Raw genomic sequence first — 20,126 nt, forward strand, 5'->3', positions numbered from 1 at the left:
CTACCAAATAACTATAGCAATAAAGAACCAGATAATCATTACCAATTGGAGTAACACTTTTGCGACCGCACCGCCTAAAAAGCCAAATAAAGAACCAATGGCCGCTCGTATCGCTTCTTTCCCTGTTCGCTTTTGGATTAATTCAATGATGATGACAACAACAAAAGGAACAATAATAATCCCAAATGGTGGAATGATAAATGATCCGATAATAACAGCAATCCCAGCTGCTCGCTCCCCCCATTTACTTCCGCCATACCTTTTCACAAAGCAACTATTGGCTATGACATCAGATACAATTAATATAATCGTTAGCACAATCATTGATGTCCAGAAAATCCACGTGAAATCCGGATCAAGCATGAAATAATATAGTAAAAAACCGATCCATAGCACCAGCGGCGAAGGAATAATTGGATATACGATACCTACGAAACTAAGAATAAAACTAGCGATAATCAGTAACCAAATAATGATATCCACCATCAGATTGCACCTCCAACTATGTATTTTTCATGACAAAATGGAGCTGCCTCTCAAGACAGCTCCACACACGATCCTATTTTTCGGCAAGTTTATCAGCAAATGCTTTCATATATGGTGGTAAATCTGGTGGACGACGACTAGAAATAATGTGTCCATCTATTACAACCGCTTCATCATGCCAAGTGGAACCTGCATTGGTCATATCATCTTTAATCCCCGGGGTACTTGTCACTTGTCTCCCTTTCAAGATATCAGCAGAAATTAATACCCAACCAGCATGACAGATTTGACCAATTGGCTTTTTCTGCTGATCCATATGTTTTACAAATTCGATTACTTCAGGATACCTTCTTAATTTGTCCGGCGCCCATCCACCAGGAACAAGAATCGCATCATATGCGTCTACATTCACCTCAGTAAAATTTCTATCAGTGGTAACGGGCACACCGTATTTCCCATGATAAACTTTATTTGCTTCTTTTCCAACCAAATCTACTGTAGCCCCTTCTTCACGTAAGCGAAGCACTGGATACCAGAGCTCTAAATCTTCAAATTCTTCTTCTACTAACGCAATAACATGTTTATCTGCGAGCCGCATTGTATACCTCCTCTGTTTCTTACTAAAAATGCTCCTACTAGTTATTCTTTCCCCAAAGAAAAACCATCAAACAACCGACCACCATATGGCGCTAACACTTGATCAACTAACGCAATAATTGGTTGTTTGTCCCCTTGTTGATAAAAGGCTTCTAATGCCTCGATGTAGGTAGCAGCAAAGCTAGCATCATACTTTTTTAATTCTCGATAGATCCATTTTGATCCCCCAACCCATTGACGATTGATACGCAAATAAAATTCTTGTAACGTAGAAGCTATGCTTAAGACAATACATATCTCCTCTTCGCGTTGTTGTGCGCCTTGTAGATCATCAATAAGATCTGTCAGCTCATAGCGTTGAATCTTAATTGTTTCTGCTGACCAAGGGGCTGGTCCTTGAATCATATGGTCATAAGCTTGTTGCTTCATCACCTTCACTGTACCATTATCTCGAATTATAATTCCATCTGCAACCATTCGAGCAAGTGTTGTTTTTCCTTCCATCGCATCTAACGCATAAAAATTTTGATAGGAAATGCTGTTGTGCGCGAACACTTCTATCGGCCAGCCATCTGACACAACGGATTCACGGTAACTATTTGGTAGGGTATCGTCAATAATGACAATATCTAAATCAGAAGTAGCTGTTGCTTCGTTTCTTGCAACACTTCCTGCCAGTAATGCCACTTCACAAGTCGAAAAATTGGTATGAACAAATTGTTTCGCCGCCTCTAAAGCTGGCTTTCTCTCCATATTCTTCACCCTTTTTATGCTTCTTAAAACATGATCTGGGTTATTGTATGCATCTATCAATAAAGGTTTTCTTTTTTCCAGCAATACTTACGTTAGTGGCCACTCTTCAGCAAGCACACTATATACTGCATGATCCACGTAGTGATCATATAACTTTTCCGCTTGCCGAATATTTCCTTCATGGTGAAATCCTAATTTTTCTGGGATAGCACGACTTTTATGGTTTTGCGTTGCCGCTCGCACTTCAACACGATTGATTTCTAAATCATTGATTGCGTACGTTGTTAGCGCTCGAACAACACGTGTCATAATACCTTTTCCTTGATAAGATTCACCAAGCCAATAGCCGATGTAAGCAATATTATTTGTCCAATCGAGAACATTAAATCCTGCTACACCTACCAGCTTTCCTTGATAAAAAATAGCGGTCGTTAGTGATTGTCGATTAGCAAACCCTTTCATCGTACTTTCAATATACTGCTCCGTATCATGAATCGTTTTTGTTCCATCCACCCACGGCAACCACTGCCTTAAGTATGGCCTAGCTTGATCTGTTAAGGCAAAAATTGCTGAAGCATCTGATGGGTCTAGTAATTTCAACTGGATCTCGTCGTCTATCATATAAGTAAACATCTTCCTCACCTCTTGCTAGATACGATAGCATATTATATTAGGAATACATAGTAAAAAATGCAAATAGTTTCCTGAATCTTGGTAAATCAATGTTAGATTATATTGCAAATTTATGCTTCTTTGTATAGTGAGAGATTAATCACATGATAAAACTACACCATTTAAATAATTACCATGTTGTTGAATAAATACAAAAACAAAATTTTTTATTGATTATGCGCATTCTTCTTGCGCGAACGCAACCATTAGCACATTTTACTATGGTTTTATCGTTAGTTCATTAATTTTCTAACTTATTTTCTTTATAAAAGCTTGTTAAGATCACGAATCCTAAATTACTCCACCTAGTAAATAAGATAACTTTTCAGTCTCAAGGACGGCAATACAATATCTCATTTACTTTTATAGTCATCCCCACTTCTCTTTACAATTTCTCCATAATAATACAATTGATTTATTTAGTATTCTTGCTTTCACTTCATAAGTGAAAAGAGTTGTTGAGGAAAAAGCGATTTCCACCTCCTGGCTCCTTTAGTTTAAGAAGAAGCCAGTTGGTATCGTCCTAACTACTTTTTACGTAAATTGTCATATCCAGACGAGATGGGGAGAACTTTATTTTTAAAAAACATTTATCTAATTAAACTTCACATCAAATACATCTATTTTATACCAGGTGTACTTTCCTTCTTTTAACATCCAAGATACATGTAACTTTGTTGGAATTGTAATTCCATCAACTACCGCTTGCTCTTTAATTTCTCCTATACATTCCACTCGCTCAGCATTTTTATCAATATCTTTAAATCTAAGAGCACTAATCTTTTCTAAGTCTCCATTCTCCATAAAGTAAAAGATTGCAGATCCTTTTACCCCTTGATAGGTCATTGTTGCCATTGCTGAAAACTGGTCAACACTTTCCCAAGTAATAAACGAACTTAATACAGCAGAAGGGTACCATGGTATTTCAAGTAAATATCTTTGTAAGGTAGATTCATTTGCTTTCCAATTATCTGAAACATTTGCCACTGTTATTAGAGATAACAGTTTCATTATCATTGCACTCTTACCCTCTATATAAGAGTCTCTTCCAATCACATGCAGAAATGGGAGGAAACGCATATTCACATTCCATAGGAACCCTGGTTTCTCCACAGTTGTATATTGCACAGCTTCAGCTGTAGTCCACTTAACCTGAGAAGGCTTCAACTTCATAAGTCCTTTTTGCTTTAAGCTTACCTCATTTATTTTTTCTTTTCCAACTACACCGACATTTTTGAGCCATCTTTGAACTAGAAGTGGAAGGTCTTCTATCATCTCTTCCGTAACTACTTCGCTTTTATCAACTCTATTAAGTTTAGATTGAAGTATTTGAAAGTCATTCTTAGTCTGTAAGTTGAAGGACCATCCAACATAGCCAATAAGAGCACCAGCTAAAACAATAACATTGGCGATAGTACCAAACTTAGCATCTTGCCACGTAAGCATAATTAGTAATTGAGAAATAACAATAGCTATTAGACCAGGAATCCACCACCAATCCTGATTTAGTAGAAACGAAAGAAAGACAAATAAGAATAAAATTGCTGCAATCAACCATAACAAACCAATAGGTTTTGATATTTCTATAGTTAACTGATTTAACTCTACCATTGTAAATGCCTTTAAAAAACCCATTAGATGAATAAGACCATGAATTAATATTAAAAAAAGAAAGATTGCTTTCATTTGTTTCTTCTCCTTAACTTAGCACCTTAAATGCTATTTTAGTTTTCTTTTTATTGTCATACTAAAAGCCCTTTAAACAATATATTAAAATGATGATCAATTAGACGATTTCTCTGTTTTTGAGAAATATTCTTTTCAGTCAACAGTCGTATAACTAAACCAAAAGTAGAAGCCCAAATTACTTGAGCCGTAAGTTCTGAATCGAAGGCTGCATATCGATCGTTACTTATCCCTCTTTCAATGTTCTCGCATAATTTTTTAAACGCAGGATTCTTACTGGCTACCCCTTCCTCTAACAAAGCGGTCTTTTTTAATATGGAAGAATCATCACTTAACATCACAACTTTATAATATTCTGGAAAGTTTAAAGCTGCGTTAATATAGTTAATAAATATTTCTTTCATTTCTTTTTCCGGTTCCGCTTCATTTGGTTTTACTGAATCCACAGCTTCAAGTATTCGACTATAGCCCTCTCCAATTAAAATTTCAGTTATTTCGTTTTTATCTTTAAAGTAGTGATAGATAACGCCAGGAGAGTAATCAAGCGTATTAGTTATTTTACGTATCGAAAGTCCTTTAAAGCCTTCCTTTGAAATGATTTGTCTTGCTACATCCAAAATTTCATTTTTCGTTTTTTCTTGTTTACGTAATTGCCGTTCTTTATTTACCATAGGTTTCACCTCTTACATCTTCATTAAACACTGTTTAATTTTTGAATAGTGTTTAATCTTAAATTAAACTTAACCAAGTACCAAGTCAAGAACTTTGTTTACTAATGCCTATACCAAAATCTTTGATTAAGGGGTTATCTGGGTTGTGAGCGGAAGGATCAAAGGAACTACTCTGCAAGAATTACGATATTTTTTTACAAGCTTATCGATAAGTTAGTAAGAAGCAGCAAATCGTTAGAGAAGGTTTTGCGGAAATAATTCTCAGTAAGAAGAACCCATTTTTTTAATTAACAAGACCTAATTTTAAGCAGTGAAAATAAATGAAAGAACATAACATATTTTATATACTAATATGTTATGTTCTTTCTTATTCAAATAATGAAGAACCCATTAGAAATTTTGATAAATATATCTCTCCGTTATAAAGATCAAAAATTGGGTTTAAATATAACTTTTCTTCACTTAGAGATTTGATATGCTGAAATCTCAGTTACTAATTTCTGAAGAGGAATAGGGGTGTTGATTAGTAGTTTGAAATCTAATTCATCTATGTATGCCTCGCCTTTTTCTCTATCCATATTTCTGTTTCGCCATCTATTTGCCCTCTTATTTCAGACAAAGTTTTTGCATCATTCTCGTTAGCTGACCTTATGATATAACGTAAATTACGAATATCAAACCGTTTTTCATTAACCTTCATTACCTACTCCTTCTGTATATTTTTTATTAAACATTCCTGCTTCATTAGTTAAAAGTTAAACAATATTCTCGTCGTATATTACCATAAACACGTAATCCAACCGTTAACTTCCATAATTAGTGGACCTATACAATTAACCCTACAGTTAAAAATAACCAATACCCTAATGCACTGGTCATTTTTATTGAATTATTCTATGGTCTCATTTTTTATTTACGCAAATGACTTACTGCTTGCTTCGGATCCGTTGCTAAACTAATAGCAGAAATCACCGATACACCGTCTGCTCCAGCTTTTCGCACAGATGCTGCGTTCTTTTCAGTAATGCCACCGATCGCAACCATTGGTGTAGTACCAATCTGTTCACGCATCAATGTTAATCCATCTAGACCAATTGGTGTTTTCGCATCTTCTTTCGTACTCGTAGCAAAAACAGGACCTGCACCGATGTAGTCAGCCCCCTCGTTTGCTGCTTGAATCGCTTCAGAAATATTTGTGGCAGAAACACCAACAATATAAGAAGCGGGACAACGCGCTCTAACCGTTTGAATCGATTCATCATCTTGTCCCACATGCACACCAGCGGCATTTACCGCAATTGCCAGATCTACATCATCATTCACGATAAAAGGAACATTATACGAATCGCAAAGTTCTTTCATTTTACCAGCTAGCACGCGTTTCTGTTCTCCAAATGTGGCACCTGCACCTTTTTCTCGAAATTGAAACATCGTTATACCACCTTCTAATGCTTCCTTTAACACCGCCAGTGGCTCTTTTTCCCCAACATTGTTGCTTCCCATGATAAAATAAACCGCTAATTCTTTGCTTTGCAACATACTTTACTCCTCACTTAAGATGTGGTGTTTTATATTTACATTCGCTGAAACAGTTCGATTTGTTGTTTCTGCGAGTGCATCTAAGAAAGCCATTTGAAAACTTCCAGGACCATTCGCATGCTCAGTAGCTTGTTCTGCTGCTACATTATAAAACGTAACTGCAGCCGTCGCTGCTTTTACAACCGCTTCATCTGGATGCGAGGCAAGAAAAGCTGCAACAACAGAACCAAGCAAACAACCTGTTCCTGTTACTTTAGTTAGCAAGGAAGATCCATTAGAAGCTTCAAACAATTGCTTGCCATCGGTTATAACATCTGTTTTTCCAGTGACCAGTACTGGAACACCAAGTGCTTCAACCGCATGACGCGCAATCGCTTTGCCTTCCGTTATACCACTAGCATCTACCCCACGAACTTCCGCTTCTAATCCTGCTAACTGACTAACTTCTCCAGCATTACCACGAACAATTGAAACGTTCACTTCTTCTAAAATTTTGGCAGCTACTTGATTTCGATACGGCGTTGCACCGACACCAACTGGATCAAATACAACAGGAATCCCTTTCTCATTCGCTACTTTTCCTGCTTCAATCATGGCCTCCACTTGATCACTTGTTAGGGTGCCAATATTCAACAGTAACGCATCTGCATTTCTTGCCATATCTGCTGTTTCCTCGACTGCATTGGCCATCACCGGAGATGCTCCTAAGGCATATAAACCATTAGCCGTAAAATTAACGACTACTTGATTGGTGATATTGTGAATCAGTGGATTTTTGTTTCTCACTGCATCAATCATCATTGGTATTTTCATATTATTTTCCTCCTTCATTTGGTAGTCGTTGCAAACGATATCCCCAGTGATTGGTCGGACCATTACCTTTTCCAATATTCAATGGGTAACGAATAGCATCTGTAATAAATGTTTTCCCTAATTGGACTGCCTCTAAAATTGTTTTCCCTTTTGCTAGTTCAGCTGTAATCGCAGCTGAAAAGGTACAACCCGTTCCGTGCGTGTGCTTTGTTTCGAACCGATCTGCTTCTAGTAAATGGAAGGATCCATCGTAAAATATATCGATTGCTTTACCTTCTAAATGACCACCTTTTACAACTGCAGCGGTAGCACCCAATTCATCCACAATTACTTTGGCAGCTTTTTTCATCGCATCTAAGCCTTTAATCGAAAAATCAACCAATATTTCTGCCTCAGGAATATTCGGTGTGACCACCGTCGCTTTTGGTACTAAAACATCACGAATCACTTTACGTGAGCTTTCGTCCATTAATGCATCTCCACTCGTCGCTACCATGACAGGGTCAATTACATAAGGCGTATCAAATTTAGCAACATACGTCGCAATCAGTTCCATCATTTCTATAGTGGAGATCATCCCTGTTTTAATCGCATTAGGCTTAATATCTTCTATAACTGCCTTTAACTGTTGTTCAATGAAATCAATCGGCAAATCATGCACTGCTTTAACACCTTGCGTATTCTGTGCAACAGCAGATGTCTGGACACTCATACCGAACACTTCCAACTCTTGAAACGTCTTTAAATCCGCTTGAATACCGGCACCACCTGTAGGATCTGTTCCGGCAATCGTTAACGCACTTGCTATTTTTCCCATTATATAACCCTCCTATGTCTTTATGTAAACAACAAAAACCACCCCATAGAAAATGGAGTGGTTGTATTATAGAGAGATATACAGAATCATGGTGTAGTTTCATAACCGACTCCACTTTCCTACGCTGGTACAACCCAGTTCAGGTTCAAAGGGACCAAAGCACAAACGCTTTATCTCAGCCAAAGTGGCGCCCCTAGTGGTTAGTTTTTTTATTGTTAGATATATTTTTACTAAAACATGATTCATACTAATTGTCAAACATTAGGGATGTTGTTTGAGCGCCGATGATTTATGCTTGAGCGTCGATGATTTATGCTTGAGCGTCGATGATTTATGCTTGAGCGTCGATGATTTATGCTTGAGCGTCGATGATTTATGCTTGAGCGTCGATGATTTATGCTTGAGCGTCGATGATTTATGCTTGAGCGTCGATGATTTATGCTTGAGCGTCGATGATTTATGCTTGAGCGCGCGATCATCTCCAAAATCAGTCGATGATCGCCTTTTTCTGCAACAAAAAAAGCAGGATTGCTCCTGCCTAAACAAACTTCCATATTATGTGAAATACTCAATAGTCGCTTTAGGAAACAGCTTGGGAATAGTTTGCAGAAAGAGTTGTTTCATTTCGTCCTGCTCTTCATCGGTATAAACGTACTTCCAAATCCCATAACGTCCCCATTTTGTTTTTCTTTTTGTTTCATCCAATTCCAACTTTGTCATCGGATAATTTTTTTGAATGACTCGTTTAGCTGGTTTCGTGAAGCGGTGCTGGATTAATTCAAATGTTAAATCTTTCGTTGCTTCAGGGGGCAACATTTCTGCTAACTTTTCTAGCATGGTTCGATACCCCTCACGCCAGCCTTCATGTAAATAGATAGGCGCAATGATGAAGCCGAGTGGATAACCTGCTTGAGCAACTTTCACTGCAGCCTCTAGTCGCTCGTTTAATCGCGATGTTCCTGGTTCAAAAAATTTAATGACATAATCATCATTAATGCTGAAACGAAAGCGGGTCTTACCGCGATGTTCTGCATCTAACAAGTGATCCACATGGGCAAATTTTGTTACAAAACGCAGTCTGCCATGTTCCGATTGACCAAAATATTCAATCGCATTTTTTAGTGTATGTGTTAAATGATCAATCCCCACGATATCGGACGTACAAGAAGCTTCAAAACGCGTAACTTCTGGTGCGCGTTCTTTCATATATTCTTCAGCAGCAGCAAAAATCTCTTCTGTATTCACATAGGTACGGATATAGGGCTTACTCCCCATCGTTGTTTGTAAATAACAATAATGACAATGCCCCATGCATCCCGTCGCAAAAGGAATGGCATACTCGGCTGAAGGCTTGGATGTATCAAATTTCAATGTTTTTCGTAGTCCGACAACTAGAGTTGATTTTGCGTTACGATATTTTTGAAAATCATTATCCCCTGGTAAGTTACGCACTTGATTATGAGATGTGGTTTCTCTAATTTCTACATCCATATTAGCAAACTTTTCATACAATGTTTTTCCCAACGGATACTCCAATGCTTTCGGCTCAAAATAAACTATTTGCGGAACAAAGGGTCTAACCATAGTAACCCTCTACTTCCGTATCACCAAACGCTTGTTGAAAAGCTGTCTCCGCTTCTGCCGCTGATTTATAAACTGCTATCTCATCCGTCAGTGGATAATAAGTTTCATATACAAATAACGCTAATTCATTCGGTTTTTCTGGATTATTAACGACAGCAGCTTCTTGAACATTAGCTGCATCTTGAACATGGGGGTTTCGAATAATAACATAAACAACCTCCCCAGGATAATATGATCCATTCACTATTTCCATTACTATCACCTAACTTTCCTAAATTGTTAGGTTTAGTATCTCGTTATTCACAAAAAATATTTATTCAGGGACACCGATGGCATTCAAAGGCCAAATTCGAAAAACAACATCCCCTATTACAGAATCTTGTTTGATAAAGCCAAATGCGCGACTATCCTTACTGATTGGACGGTTATCACCTAAGACAAATAAGTAATCATCCGGCACGGTTGTTTCTCCAGTTATTTGCTGTAAATTAAAATTCTCGGTTAATTCTTCGTCGCCGTATGCCTCTTTATATTTATCAAGATACCTTTCTTCATACGCTTTTCCGTTGATATACAATACATCATCTTTCATTTCAACCGTATCCCCAGGTAACCCTATCACGCGCTTAACATAATTTTCATCCGTATCTGGCGAGTGAAAAGCTATTTCATCAAATCGGTTAATGGAAGTGACTTTACTAATCATGATGCGATCTCCGTCTTGAAGGGTTGGCATCATTGATTCCCCTTTTACAATAGAAGGTGTCATTAGAAATTCTCGTACAACGAATACAATGATCACCGCGATAATGATTGCTTTTAACCATGAAAATAATTCTCTTGCAATTCCTTTTCCCATATAGTCAACTTCTTTCCTTGAAATTTTTACATACCTATAATATTTAATAATAATTATAAGACTTTTCATTTTCGTTTAGCAATATATAGTATGTCGATAGTTATTTCCTTATTAGTATTTACAAAATGAAGGAACTTTTTTCAATATTTACCCGTAAACATATTATAGCACGAAAAAAGCAGGAATAATGGATGCCTTACTTGATGAATTACTCGGGGGAATAGGTGATTTTTCAATCTACTTTTACAGCCCCTTATGATTTTATCAAGAGTTGCCTAACGATAGTTGAAAGGAAAGGATTTATTTTTTGTTTACGTATCTTTCTTATTTTTATTCTTATCATACACCAAAATAGTTCGTTGTAATGGTATCCCTTTTATATTGACATTTCGTTTAATGAGTGTATAAAACTCATCATTGATCAAGAATTCTCCATTTCCTAGATAACTAACTTCTTTCTCTCGCTTTTGTAATTCTTCTTTTGTTGCTTCGATATGCTTGCTCCAATTAAAATAACGTTCATCTAGATCGATAATGATATTCTTTTTTTGATAACCCATTAACTGATTAAATAAATAGAATAACAATAATCCACCAGCTAAAAAGGCAACTAACCCCCATATCATATGACAGCCTCCTTCTCTTTTTTTTACGAAAAAGTGACAGTGCTGGTTTCAATTTTAGTTATCCTATTATTACACGCTATTCGCAACAAGTTGTCACAATTCGTTCTTTGACTTTTTGATTGGATTGTATCATGATATAGAAAGACTAAATATGCAATTAAGGAGGTGAATACAGATGACAATTGAATTGATAGGTGAATTGAATAGTGATTTGCATCCAATGTATTTTTATTTAACTTGTTACATTGCGTTAATTTGTTACTATGGTTTATTAGGTGTTACGCAATACCAGTTAACGCGACATAAAAAAGTCGTGAACAATCATTATTATGTTATTCACTTAGATCGTCAACAGCGTACTTTTATCATCGGCCAGTGTCAAGATATTCATAGCTGGATCACGATGAAAATGAAACGGAAAGAAAGCCCGGATGACGATGAAGATAATCACGCCTCCTCTTTTGTTAAACATAATCAATTAATACGAGGAGGACAAAAATGGAATCTGTATTCACTTTCTTTAAAAAATATCGGGTTATTGGGATTGCTCTAGTAGCAATAATTCTATTATCTGGTTGCCAAGCGGCTGCTTCAGGTCAACCTATCGACCCTGAAACTGCTGGTTTTTTTGATAAGTATTTTGTATTAACTTTTTCTAAAATCATCAAAGGGGTAGCTTCTTTTCTAGGCGGTAGCTACGGGGTATCTATTGTTGTAGTTACGTTAATTGTTCGTCTAGCTTTAATGCCACTTATGTTAAAACAATCGAAAAAAAGCTATGAGATGCGCGATAAGATGGCGGTTTTAAAACCTGAAATGGATGCTATTCAAGCAAAATATAAAGGAAAAAAAGACACCGATTCGCAGAGAAAAATGCAACAAGAAACAATGGAATTGTATCAGAAACATCATTTCAACCCAATCGCTTCGATGGGATGTCTGCCGATGATTATCCAATTCCCTATTCTAATCGGATTCTATTACGCGATTCGGACAACGCAAGAAATTGCGCAACACAGTTTTCTTTGGTTTAATTTAGGGCAGCCAGACTTAGTTATGCCGTTTGTTGCTGCAGCTATTTATTTCATGCAATTTAAAGTCTCGCAACTTGGAATGGAGCCTAGTCAGAAAAAACAAATGGCAATTATGGGGTTGATCTCGCCGATCATGATCGGTTTTGTTTCATTTAATGCCCCAGCTGCTTTGCCTTTATATTGGGCTGTAGGTGGTTTATTCTTAATCATTCAGCAGCTAATCTCCAAAAAATTATATATGCCAAAACCAAGTGTAGCACCAGCAAGTGCTGGTCAATAACCATAAAAAAATCCTCGTTTGATCTATACGCAAACGAGGATTTTTCTCTATTATACTGCTGTTGCTATTACTTCAACATTAATGTTACCACGCGTTGCTTTTGAATATGGGCAGAAGTCATGTGCTTTTTTCGCTAAGTCTTCTGCTTCCGCTTGTGATACACCTTTAATTTCTACGTTTAATCGTACACCGATTTGAAAACCGTTATCTTCTGGATCTTCCATTAAACTAACATCCGCAGTAACGGTAGAATCGATGTCTTTATCTTCTCTGGAAGCTATTAAATTAAGCGCTCCATCATAACAAGCTGAATATCCAGCAGCGAATAATTGTTCAGGATTTGAACCTTTTTCACTTGATCCAGATCCGGGTTGCACTAGGTTTAAATCAATTAAACCATCATCTGATTTAACATGACCTTCACGGCCACCTTTTGCAGTTGCATGAGATGTAAACATTACTTTACTCAATGGAAACACTCCTTTTATTATAATTTTCCAATTAATATTTTACGTCCTATGGGGAGTATTCCTTATACGAATTGAATTTAAACTTTATTTTTAAATTTTTTTATAATTGTTATTACTACAGTGAAACAAATAGAATACACAGTCTGGCACTCAGAGTAAGCCTTTTGTTATTATACCTTTTCTCATTTAATATTTTACCTATTTTTAGACAATTTGTACTGAAACAGAGCCTTCAAATGACTAGATAAAGTCAAGCCTAATGCGATTCTAGATTTTTAATTTTAGCATGATTAAGAAGTGCATGTTACAAGCTGCTTCATTAAAATGAAACAGCTCTTTACTCATCCTTAATTGTTATTTAATTTTTTCTTCGGTTTTGTAGATATAACAATACGCCAGCTATAGTTAATACTATAAAGCCTATCGCGAGATAATTAAATGTACTTGTCGCTGTATTTGGTAATTTTTTTTCACTAAATTTGCCTTCGTTTTCATCTTTTTCTTTTTTATCCTTCTCGACATCTTCATTAGTTATCGGACTATCAGCATCTTGATGGTTTGAATCCTGCTCCCCTACTATTTCTTCATCATTATTTACTGAACCATTTTCATTTGATTCATCACCGGTATTATTTTCCGCTAATGTTTGGTCACCAAGCCATTCCATAATTGATATTGATTCTCCATCAATTATTGTCGTTGGGTCGTTGTTATACACATAAATCCACGAGAAGTGACCCATGTATTCATAAGGATCACCATTTTCATCTGTATATAGGCCTGTTTTATCTACTACATTGTCATATAGACTAATATGAACATCTGCCCCTTTATCTAACAAACGCTCATATGTTGGAATAACCGTTGTTTTAGGATCAACAGTTGTATCGTTTTTAGCATGAACAAACCATATTGGTGTTTTGGCTAACGAAGCGATGCCTTCATCAGTAATTAAGTCATCTTGCAATGCTTCACATGTTGGGATTCCTGCGGCAAAATAATCTGGGTAGTCACGAAGCATGAGCATTGTCATGTAACCACCATTGGAATCCCCACCAAGATAAATTCTGTTAGGATCAATATCTGGGTTATTTTCAACATAATCTTCAATCAATAACTTTAAAGCGTCCTGATAAATAGAAGTACCATCGCCAAATCTATCAAAACCATCCATCCACATTGTTGGTGTTTGTGGCGCTAAAATATACGCATTATCAAGATGTTCTTGAATGTCATCTGTGATAAAGTTAACTACTTTATTGCCGCCAATTGCGACCGTCGGATCTGTACCCCCTTCACCTGCACCATGCAACCAGATAAATAATGGATTTTTTCCGTCGTCTTCTGGTGGTGAATAATCAGCATATGCTAACGTAGTATCCTCATATGTTTTTGTTCCTGTGTTAAAATCATCAACTAGTAATCGTCTTTCACCAGCAAAATCATTCATGACTAGGCCTTTAATCGTTTTTGATTCGGTAATGATGTCTTCTACTTGATAAACAGTTACATTATAATCAATCCAATCATTATGCCCTGTGCCCGTGAAGTCATAATTCATTGGAGAGGATAATGAAATATTCGGTCCATATGTCATTTCTATAACAGCATAACTACCTGTACCTTCTGATACCGGATTTCCATCTACATCAGAAACATAGCTATCTCTAATTGTACGATAGCCATCCTCTAAGAAAGAAGGATCAAGCCTAGCATCATTTCTTGAAACATGAACTTTAAATGTGGATTCATCTACTGTATTAGTTGGAACGTCTTCACCTAAATCTACAATAACCTTGGTAACTGCAGGCCCCCAGTCTTCAATAGACACTACAGTTTCATAACTATTTAATTCATTTGTTTTACTAGCAAGCCACTCTAAAAGTGTAATTTCTTCACCATCAATAACTTGAGTTGGGTCATTATTATACACATAAATCCATGAGAAGTGGCCCATGTATTCATATGGATTACCGTCTTCTTCTGTATACAACCCTGTTTGATCGACCACATTGTCATATAGGCTTAAGTATACTTCTGCTCCAGCTTTTTTTAAACGTTCGTAGGTTGGAATAGTATTATTTTCAGGATCAACGACTGTATCGCTTTTAGCATGCGTAAACCACATTGGCGTTTTTGCTAAAGCAACAATATCATCATCAGTGAGTAAATCATCTGCTAATGGCTCACACGTTGGAAATCCAGCTGCGAAGTAATCTGGGTAGTCACGAAGCATGAGCATTGTCATGTAACCACCATTGGAATCCCCACCAAGATAAATTCTGTTAGGGTCAATATCTGGGTTATTTGCAACATAATCTTCAATCAATGACATTAAAGTGTCCTGATAAATAGAAGTACCATCGCCAAATCCATCAAAACCATCCATCCACATTGTTGGTGTTTGTGGCGCTAAAACATAAGCGTCCTCAAAATGTGATTGATTTTCATCGCTTATAAAGTTTACTGCTTTATTTCCTGAAATAGCAACAGTAGGATCTGTACCCCCTTCACCAGCACCATGTAACCAGATAACTAGGGGGTTTTTCTTACCATCTTCTTCAGGTGAATAGTCAACATACGTTAACGTCTTATCACCATACGTAGCTTCACCTGTATCAAATTGATCTACTATTTTACGAGTCTCCTTTGCCAGAGTATCAATCACTAGTCCAGAAACAGGTTGATCTTCTGTAGTGATATCTTCTTTTTGTGTAATGGTATAGCTATAATCTATCCAATCATTATGTCCTGTGCCCGCAAAATCATAGTTCATTGCATTACCTAACGTAACCGTAGGACCAATTTCCATTTTTAATACAGCGTAAGTACCTGTTCCTGACTCCAATTTATTTCCACCAGCATCAGAAACATAAGCATCAATTACTGTTCTAGTACCTTCAGCAACTGTTGGCGTGTCTAATCTATCGTCTGTTAGCAAAACATCCACATTAAACGTGTCTACTGTAACAGCATCAAATGGAACCTCAGTACCCAAATCAACCAATACTTCTGTAATCGCTGGTCCCCAATCCTCTATTTCAATGACAGTGCTATAGGAGAGGTCTTTGTCAGCCTTTACTTCAAGATTTAAACTAGAGAAAACGAAAGCAGCGCTCACTAATATGAGGGGGTAAATGACCTTATTCAAGTTAAAATCCATTTTTTCAACTCCCTTTACTTTATGGTTAAATCATTTAACTGTTTTACAAAAAGTGAAAATAAGGAAGAGAATTCTTGAGTTATAGAATTGATTTCAGGCTAAGGTAAGCGTTCTTCTATGAAGGAAGTTCATAAATCATTAAGGTTTGTTTGACACTAGTTGTATCGATAAAAGTTGCAACAGCTACTTGTTAATATTGCTGTTTTTCTTTACCTCCTTTACAAACTTTAATAGTTTTTTTATAACACTGTCAGCCCTTTCTTGAATCAATAAGAAAGCGCTTAAAATTAGCTTAACGCACAGACTGTGAAAGCGCTATCAATTAAAGGTTTAGAGGGAGTAACTTATAGTTGATGTAAAGAAACTTACACTTTTCTACTCTATAAAAAAGAGCTTCCAATAAATAACGGTGGTGGGTAAAATAACTCACGAACGTTATTTTTCTTTATTTATATAGAAAAAAAGCGAGAATCCCTATAGAATTAAAGTCAATGAAAACCAATTTAGAAAGCGTACTCACTTGTCTATATCTATGTACCATCATATAAGAAAATTACTAGATATTCAGGACGAACATATTACATTTGAGGATAATTGTGTGACTACGAAAATCTATAACAGGGTAACGAAGAAGGATATCACTGGTCGTTTAACGTATGAACCAACGCGTTGCCTAAAGTGTGGGAGTAAAAAAGAATGTGCTTCGATTTATAACGATTTTAATTCTCCACCAACGTTATTTGACAAAGAACCAAAAAAGAAGCCAAAAAATGGCTTCTTTTAAGAGATAACTTTCACTCGATTTAGAATATCTTCTGCATTCTTTACACGATCGTCTGTTGGAGGTTCCACACCTTCCAACGGATAAGCAAGGCCTAGATTCTCCCACTTATAAACACCTAATTTATGGTATGGTAGTACTTCAATTTTTTCTACATTGTTTAATGTAGCAATAAAATCAGATAATCGTTGTAAATATTCATCATTATCACTACCACCAGGAACTAGTACATGGCGTATCCAAACAGGTATATTCTTAGAATCTAAATAGTTGGCCATATCAATAATATGTTCATTTGACATGCCTGTTAATTCTTTGTGTTCTACCGGATCAATATGTTTTAAATCTAGTAAAATTAAGTCAGTTAATTCTAATAAGTTATCTAAGTTTTTCATAAAACGAGGAGAACGACTAAAACATCCGGCCGAACTATCGATTGTTGTATGGACACCAAGTTTCTTAAGCTCTGCAAATAGCTCAACTAAAAACTCAGCTTGTAACAACGGTTCGCCTCCACTTACTGTCACTCCACCACCAGTTGCTTGGAAGAAAGGGATATAATCTTTAATATCATTCACTAGCTCCTGCACAGACATTTCTTTTCCTTCCCCCATTTTCCATGTATCAGGGTTATGACAAAACTTGCAACGTAATAAACACCCTTGTGTGAAAATGACATAACGTAAGCCAGGACCGTCTACTGTACCACACGTTTCTATTGAATGAATTCGACCTTTCATGTTGTTCGCCCTCCTCGTTAAAATTAGTAGTAAGGAGGAGTTTCCTCCTTACTACTTAACCTTACATACTTTCATGGAATGTACGGTTGATAACATCAATTTGTTGTTCTCTTGTTAATTTAATAAAGTTAACTGCGTATCCAGATACACGGATAGTTAATTGCGGATATTCTTCTGGATGATCCATCGCATCTAATAATGTTTCACGATCAAATACGTTAACATTTAAATGGTGTCCATGTTTTACTACATAACCATCTAACATACCAGCAAGATTTGCTTTTCTTGTTTCTTCATCTTTACCTAATGCTTTTGGTACGATAGAGAATGTATTAGAAATACCATCTAATGAATATTCATATGGCATTTTAGCTACAGAGCTTAAGGAAGCTAAAGAACCGTTTTTATCGCGACCATGTAATGGGTTAGCACCTGGTGCAAATGGTTCGCCTGCTTTACGTCCATCTGGTGTATTACCAGTTTTCTTACCATACACAACATTTGAAGTAATTGTAAGAATAGATTGTGTATGAACAGAATTACGGTACGTATGATGTTTTTTAATTTTGTTCATGAATGTTTTCACTAAATCAGCTGCAATATTGTCTACGCGATCATCGTTGTTACCGTATTTAGGAAAATCTCCTTCAATTTCGTAATCAACAACAAGACCATCTTCATCGCGAATTGTTCTTACTTTTGCGTATTTAATTGCGCTTAATGAATCAGCAACAACAGAAAGACCCGCAATACCACAAGCCATTGTACGCAATACTTCACGATCATGTAATGCCATTTCAATTCGTTCATAGCTATATTTATCATGCATGTAATGGATAATGTTTAGTGCATTTACATATAAGCCAGATAGCCAGTCTAATAGCGTATCGTATTTTTTCATTACTTCGTCATAATCTAGATATTCAGAAGTAATTGGTGCATAGTTTGGTGCAACTTGGATTTTAAGTTTTTCATCTACACCACCATTGATTGCATAAAGCAATGCTTTTGCAAGGTTGGCACGTGCACCGAAGAACTGCATTTGTTTACCAATACGCATTGCGGATACACAACATGCAATACCGTAATCATCGCCATAGTGTTCACGCATCATGTCATCATTTTCATATTGAATCGAGCTTGTTTTGATTGACATATTTGCACAATATTTTTTGTAGTTGTCAGGTAACTTCGTAGACCAAAGTACAGTTAAGTTTGGTTCTGGAGCTGGACCTAAGTTATCTAACGTATGCAAGAAGCGATAAGAGTTCTTCGTTACTAATGGACGACCATCTTCAGCAATACCACCTAGAGATTCTGTTACCCAAGTTGGATCTCCACTAAATAATTCATTATATTCTGGTGTTCTTGCAAATTTAACAAGACGTAGTTTCATAACGAAATGATCGACTAATTCCTGTGCTTCTTCCTCTGTCATAACACCATTTTGAATATCTCTCTCGACATAGATATCTAAGAAAGTAGATACACGACCAAGACTCATTGCTGCCCCATTTTGCTCTTTAATAGCAGCTAAATAACCAAAGTACAACCATTGGAAAGCTTCTTGCGCAGTATTTGCTGGTTTTGAAATATCAAAGCCATAACTTGCACCAAGTTGTTTCAATTCTTGTAATGCTCGAATTTGTTCTGATGTTTCTTCACGATCACGGATGATATTATCTGTCATTGTGCCATCGCCAATTAAGTTAAGTTCTTTTTTCTTTTCAGCGATTAAATGATCAACACCATATAAAGCTACACGACGATAATCACCAATAATACGCCCGCGACCATATGCATCAGGTAAACCTGTTACAACACCAGCTTTTCTTGCTGCTCTAATTTCTGGCGTATAGGCATCAAACACCCCTTGGTTATGTGTTTTACGGTAATCTGTAAACGTTTTAACTACTTCATCATCTAATTTAAATCCATAAGATTCTGCCGCAGATACTGCCATACGAATACCACCAAATGGTTGTAAAGAACGTTTGAAAGGTTCATCCGTTTGAACACCAACCACTTTTTCTTGTTCTTTGTTTAAGTATCCTGCACCATGTGATGTAATAGTTGATACGATTTTTGTATCTAAATCATATACACCACCATTTTCACGTTCTTTTTTAGTCAATTCCATCACTTTGTCCCATAATGCTTTGGTTGCATCTGTTGGACCTGCTAAGAATGATTCATTTCCTTCGTATAACGTAAAGTTCTTTAAAATAAAATCACGTACATCAATTTCTTTTTGCCATCTACCTTCACGGAAGCCATCCCAAGGATTTCGTTGTGAAACCTCTTCTGCTACTTTCATTTCATTTACCTCCTCAATGTTTATGTTTGTGTAATGTTGCACAAACTTTTAACTTAATTTGATTATATACCTTTCTGTATAAAAAAGAAAGTGAAAAACATCACATTTTTAAACTGTTATATTAAATGTTCTTAAAATGTTCAAAATTTAACACGTTTCGGTTTTATGATAAGATACTTTTACTGAATACGAATACACAGTTGATAAACCAACAAAAATCATGGTGATTATAAGTAAT

Annotated in this window: 20 protein-coding genes and 1 riboswitch; of the genes, 2 read left to right on the forward strand and 18 right to left on the reverse strand. The window is 36.4% G+C overall.

The window, feature by feature from the left end; genetic code table 11:
* The 14 genes from DES48_RS06545 to DES48_RS06610 all read right to left on the reverse strand — a co-directional run bounded on the left by DES48_RS06545 (nt 1) and on the right by DES48_RS06610 (nt 11,103).
* On the reverse strand, nt 1–486 hold the full coding sequence (locus DES48_RS06545) for a DUF456 domain-containing protein (RefSeq protein WP_113867887.1): 486 nt from the start codon (nt 484–486) through the stop codon (nt 1–3).
* Nucleotides 487–559: 73 nt separating this feature from the next.
* On the reverse strand, nt 560–1,084 hold the full coding sequence (locus tag DES48_RS06550; RefSeq protein ID WP_113867889.1) for a type 1 glutamine amidotransferase domain-containing protein: 525 nt from the start codon (nt 1,082–1,084) through the stop codon (nt 560–562).
* A 41-nt stretch (nt 1,085–1,125) separates the two neighbouring features.
* Nucleotides 1,126–1,836 (reverse strand): nucleotidyltransferase domain-containing protein, encoded by a 711-nt coding sequence (locus DES48_RS06555; protein ID WP_113867891.1) that lies wholly within the window; start codon nt 1,834–1,836, stop codon nt 1,126–1,128.
* A gap of 87 nt (nt 1,837–1,923) precedes the next feature.
* Nucleotides 1,924–2,469 (reverse strand): GNAT family N-acetyltransferase, encoded by a 546-nt coding sequence (locus tag DES48_RS06560; RefSeq protein ID WP_113867893.1) that lies wholly within the window; start codon nt 2,467–2,469, stop codon nt 1,924–1,926.
* 633 nt (nt 2,470–3,102) lie between these two features.
* Complete coding sequence (locus DES48_RS06565) at nt 3,103–4,194, reverse strand: DUF6920 family protein (protein WP_113867895.1); 1,092 nt, start codon at nt 4,192–4,194, stop codon at nt 3,103–3,105.
* 56 nt (nt 4,195–4,250) lie between these two features.
* Nucleotides 4,251–4,865, reverse strand: a complete 615-nt coding sequence (locus DES48_RS06570; protein WP_113867897.1) for a TetR/AcrR family transcriptional regulator — start codon at nt 4,863–4,865, stop codon at nt 4,251–4,253.
* Between the two features lie 547 nt (nt 4,866–5,412).
* On the reverse strand, nt 5,413–5,565 hold the full coding sequence (locus DES48_RS06575) for a hypothetical protein (RefSeq protein ID WP_245911320.1): 153 nt from the start codon (nt 5,563–5,565) through the stop codon (nt 5,413–5,415).
* Nucleotides 5,566–5,774: 209 nt separating this feature from the next.
* The gene (thiE, locus tag DES48_RS06580) at nt 5,775–6,404 is read right to left on the reverse strand and encodes a thiamine phosphate synthase (RefSeq protein ID WP_113867899.1); all 630 of its coding nucleotides are present in this window, start codon (nt 6,402–6,404) and stop codon (nt 5,775–5,777) included.
* Nucleotides 6,405–6,407: 3 nt separating this feature from the next.
* Nucleotides 6,408–7,217: a hydroxyethylthiazole kinase gene (thiM, locus tag DES48_RS06585; RefSeq protein ID WP_245911321.1), complete on the reverse strand. Its 810-nt coding sequence runs from the start codon at nt 7,215–7,217 to the stop codon at nt 6,408–6,410.
* A gap of 1 nt (nt 7,218) precedes the next feature.
* Nucleotides 7,219–8,034, reverse strand: coding sequence for a bifunctional hydroxymethylpyrimidine kinase/phosphomethylpyrimidine kinase (gene thiD / locus DES48_RS06590; RefSeq protein ID WP_113867901.1), 816 nt, complete (start codon nt 8,032–8,034; stop codon nt 7,219–7,221).
* Nucleotides 8,035–8,133: 99 nt separating this feature from the next.
* A riboswitch (TPP riboswitch) is annotated at nt 8,134–8,239 on the reverse strand.
* A 350-nt stretch (nt 8,240–8,589) separates the two neighbouring features.
* A complete protein-coding gene (gene splB, locus DES48_RS06595; RefSeq protein ID WP_113867902.1) occupies nt 8,590–9,618 on the reverse strand; it encodes a spore photoproduct lyase in 1,029 nt (342 codons plus the stop codon).
* On the reverse strand, nt 9,611–9,871 hold the full coding sequence (locus DES48_RS06600) for a transcriptional regulator SplA domain-containing protein (RefSeq protein ID WP_113867904.1): 261 nt from the start codon (nt 9,869–9,871) through the stop codon (nt 9,611–9,613). Before DES48_RS06600 ends, splB begins: the two co-directional genes overlap by 8 nt.
* A gap of 60 nt (nt 9,872–9,931) precedes the next feature.
* Entirely contained in the window at nt 9,932–10,477 is a 546-nt protein-coding gene (gene lepB / locus DES48_RS06605) for a signal peptidase I (RefSeq protein WP_113867906.1), read from the reverse strand.
* A 311-nt stretch (nt 10,478–10,788) separates the two neighbouring features.
* Nucleotides 10,789–11,103, reverse strand: coding sequence for a hypothetical protein (locus DES48_RS06610; protein WP_079707832.1), 315 nt, complete (start codon nt 11,101–11,103; stop codon nt 10,789–10,791).
* Nucleotides 11,104–11,278: 175 nt separating this feature from the next.
* Between DES48_RS06610 and DES48_RS06615 the strand changes: the two genes are divergently transcribed.
* Together DES48_RS06615 and yidC are read left to right on the forward strand one after the other, a co-directional pair.
* A complete protein-coding gene (locus DES48_RS06615) occupies nt 11,279–11,656 on the forward strand; it encodes a hypothetical protein (RefSeq protein WP_113867908.1) in 378 nt (125 codons plus the stop codon).
* Nucleotides 11,602–12,417, forward strand: a complete 816-nt coding sequence (gene yidC / locus DES48_RS06620; RefSeq protein ID WP_113867910.1) for a membrane protein insertase YidC — start codon at nt 11,602–11,604, stop codon at nt 12,415–12,417. Before DES48_RS06615 ends, yidC begins: the two co-directional genes overlap by 55 nt.
* 50 nt (nt 12,418–12,467) lie before the next feature.
* On the opposite strand, the gene DES48_RS06625 is transcribed toward yidC, so the two are convergent.
* From DES48_RS06625 to pflB, 4 genes are all read right to left on the reverse strand, one after another.
* Nucleotides 12,468–12,887 (reverse strand): organic hydroperoxide resistance protein, encoded by a 420-nt coding sequence (locus DES48_RS06625; RefSeq protein ID WP_113867912.1) that lies wholly within the window; start codon nt 12,885–12,887, stop codon nt 12,468–12,470.
* Between the two features lie 358 nt (nt 12,888–13,245).
* Complete coding sequence (locus DES48_RS06630) at nt 13,246–16,050, reverse strand: prolyl oligopeptidase family serine peptidase (protein WP_113867914.1); 2,805 nt, start codon at nt 16,048–16,050, stop codon at nt 13,246–13,248.
* 780 nt (nt 16,051–16,830) lie between these two features.
* On the reverse strand, nt 16,831–17,571 hold the full coding sequence (pflA, locus tag DES48_RS06640) for a pyruvate formate-lyase-activating protein (RefSeq protein WP_079707839.1): 741 nt from the start codon (nt 17,569–17,571) through the stop codon (nt 16,831–16,833).
* A 61-nt stretch (nt 17,572–17,632) separates the two neighbouring features.
* The gene (pflB, locus tag DES48_RS06645; RefSeq protein ID WP_079707840.1) at nt 17,633–19,888 is read right to left on the reverse strand and encodes a formate C-acetyltransferase; all 2,256 of its coding nucleotides are present in this window, start codon (nt 19,886–19,888) and stop codon (nt 17,633–17,635) included.
* Nucleotides 19,889–20,126: the final 238 nt, after the last annotated feature.

Origin of the sequence: Paraliobacillus ryukyuensis, from assembly GCF_003315295.1 — a bacterium.
GTDB classification, from domain to species: Bacteria; Bacillota; Bacilli; order Bacillales; family Amphibacillaceae; genus Paraliobacillus; species Paraliobacillus ryukyuensis.

What these genes read in the sequence shown, in the direction of transcription:
- lepB (WP_113867906.1), bottom strand. Translation starts at nt 10,477, where the DNA reads ATGGGAAAAGGAATTGCAAGAGAATTATTTTCATGGTTAAAAGCAATC.
- pflA (WP_079707839.1), bottom strand. Translation starts at nt 17,571, where the DNA reads ATGAAAGGTCGAATTCATTCAATAGAAACGTGTGGTACAGTAGACGGT.
- splB (WP_113867902.1), bottom strand. Translation starts at nt 9,618, where the DNA reads ATGGTTAGACCCTTTGTTCCGCAAATAGTTTATTTTGAGCCGAAAGCA.
- thiD (WP_113867901.1), bottom strand. Translation starts at nt 8,034, where the DNA reads ATGGGAAAAATAGCAAGTGCGTTAACGATTGCCGGAACAGATCCTACA.
- DES48_RS06615 (WP_113867908.1), top strand. Translation starts at nt 11,279, where the DNA reads ATGACAATTGAATTGATAGGTGAATTGAATAGTGATTTGCATCCAATG.
- DES48_RS06555 (WP_113867891.1), bottom strand. Translation starts at nt 1,836, where the DNA reads ATGGAGAGAAAGCCAGCTTTAGAGGCGGCGAAACAATTTGTTCATACC.
- thiE (WP_113867899.1), bottom strand. Translation starts at nt 6,404, where the DNA reads ATGTTGCAAAGCAAAGAATTAGCGGTTTATTTTATCATGGGAAGCAAC.
- DES48_RS06610 (WP_079707832.1), bottom strand. Translation starts at nt 11,103, where the DNA reads ATGATATGGGGGTTAGTTGCCTTTTTAGCTGGTGGATTATTGTTATTC.
- DES48_RS06570 (WP_113867897.1), bottom strand. Translation starts at nt 4,865, where the DNA reads ATGGTAAATAAAGAACGGCAATTACGTAAACAAGAAAAAACGAAAAAT.
- DES48_RS06575 (WP_245911320.1), bottom strand. Translation starts at nt 5,565, where the DNA reads ATGAAGGTTAATGAAAAACGGTTTGATATTCGTAATTTACGTTATATC.
- DES48_RS06560 (WP_113867893.1), bottom strand. Translation starts at nt 2,469, where the DNA reads ATGTTTACTTATATGATAGACGACGAGATCCAGTTGAAATTACTAGAC.
- DES48_RS06550 (WP_113867889.1), bottom strand. Translation starts at nt 1,084, where the DNA reads ATGCGGCTCGCAGATAAACATGTTATTGCGTTAGTAGAAGAAGAATTT.
- pflB (WP_079707840.1), bottom strand. Translation starts at nt 19,888, where the DNA reads ATGAAAGTAGCAGAAGAGGTTTCACAACGAAATCCTTGGGATGGCTTC.
- yidC (WP_113867910.1), top strand. Translation starts at nt 11,602, where the DNA reads ATGGAATCTGTATTCACTTTCTTTAAAAAATATCGGGTTATTGGGATT.
- DES48_RS06545 (WP_113867887.1), bottom strand. Translation starts at nt 486, where the DNA reads ATGGTGGATATCATTATTTGGTTACTGATTATCGCTAGTTTTATTCTT.
- thiM (WP_245911321.1), bottom strand. Translation starts at nt 7,217, where the DNA reads ATGAAAATACCAATGATGATTGATGCAGTGAGAAACAAAAATCCACTG.
- DES48_RS06565 (WP_113867895.1), bottom strand. Translation starts at nt 4,194, where the DNA reads ATGAAAGCAATCTTTCTTTTTTTAATATTAATTCATGGTCTTATTCAT.
- DES48_RS06600 (WP_113867904.1), bottom strand. Translation starts at nt 9,871, where the DNA reads ATGGAAATAGTGAATGGATCATATTATCCTGGGGAGGTTGTTTATGTT.
- DES48_RS06630 (WP_113867914.1), bottom strand. Translation starts at nt 16,050, where the DNA reads ATGGATTTTAACTTGAATAAGGTCATTTACCCCCTCATATTAGTGAGC.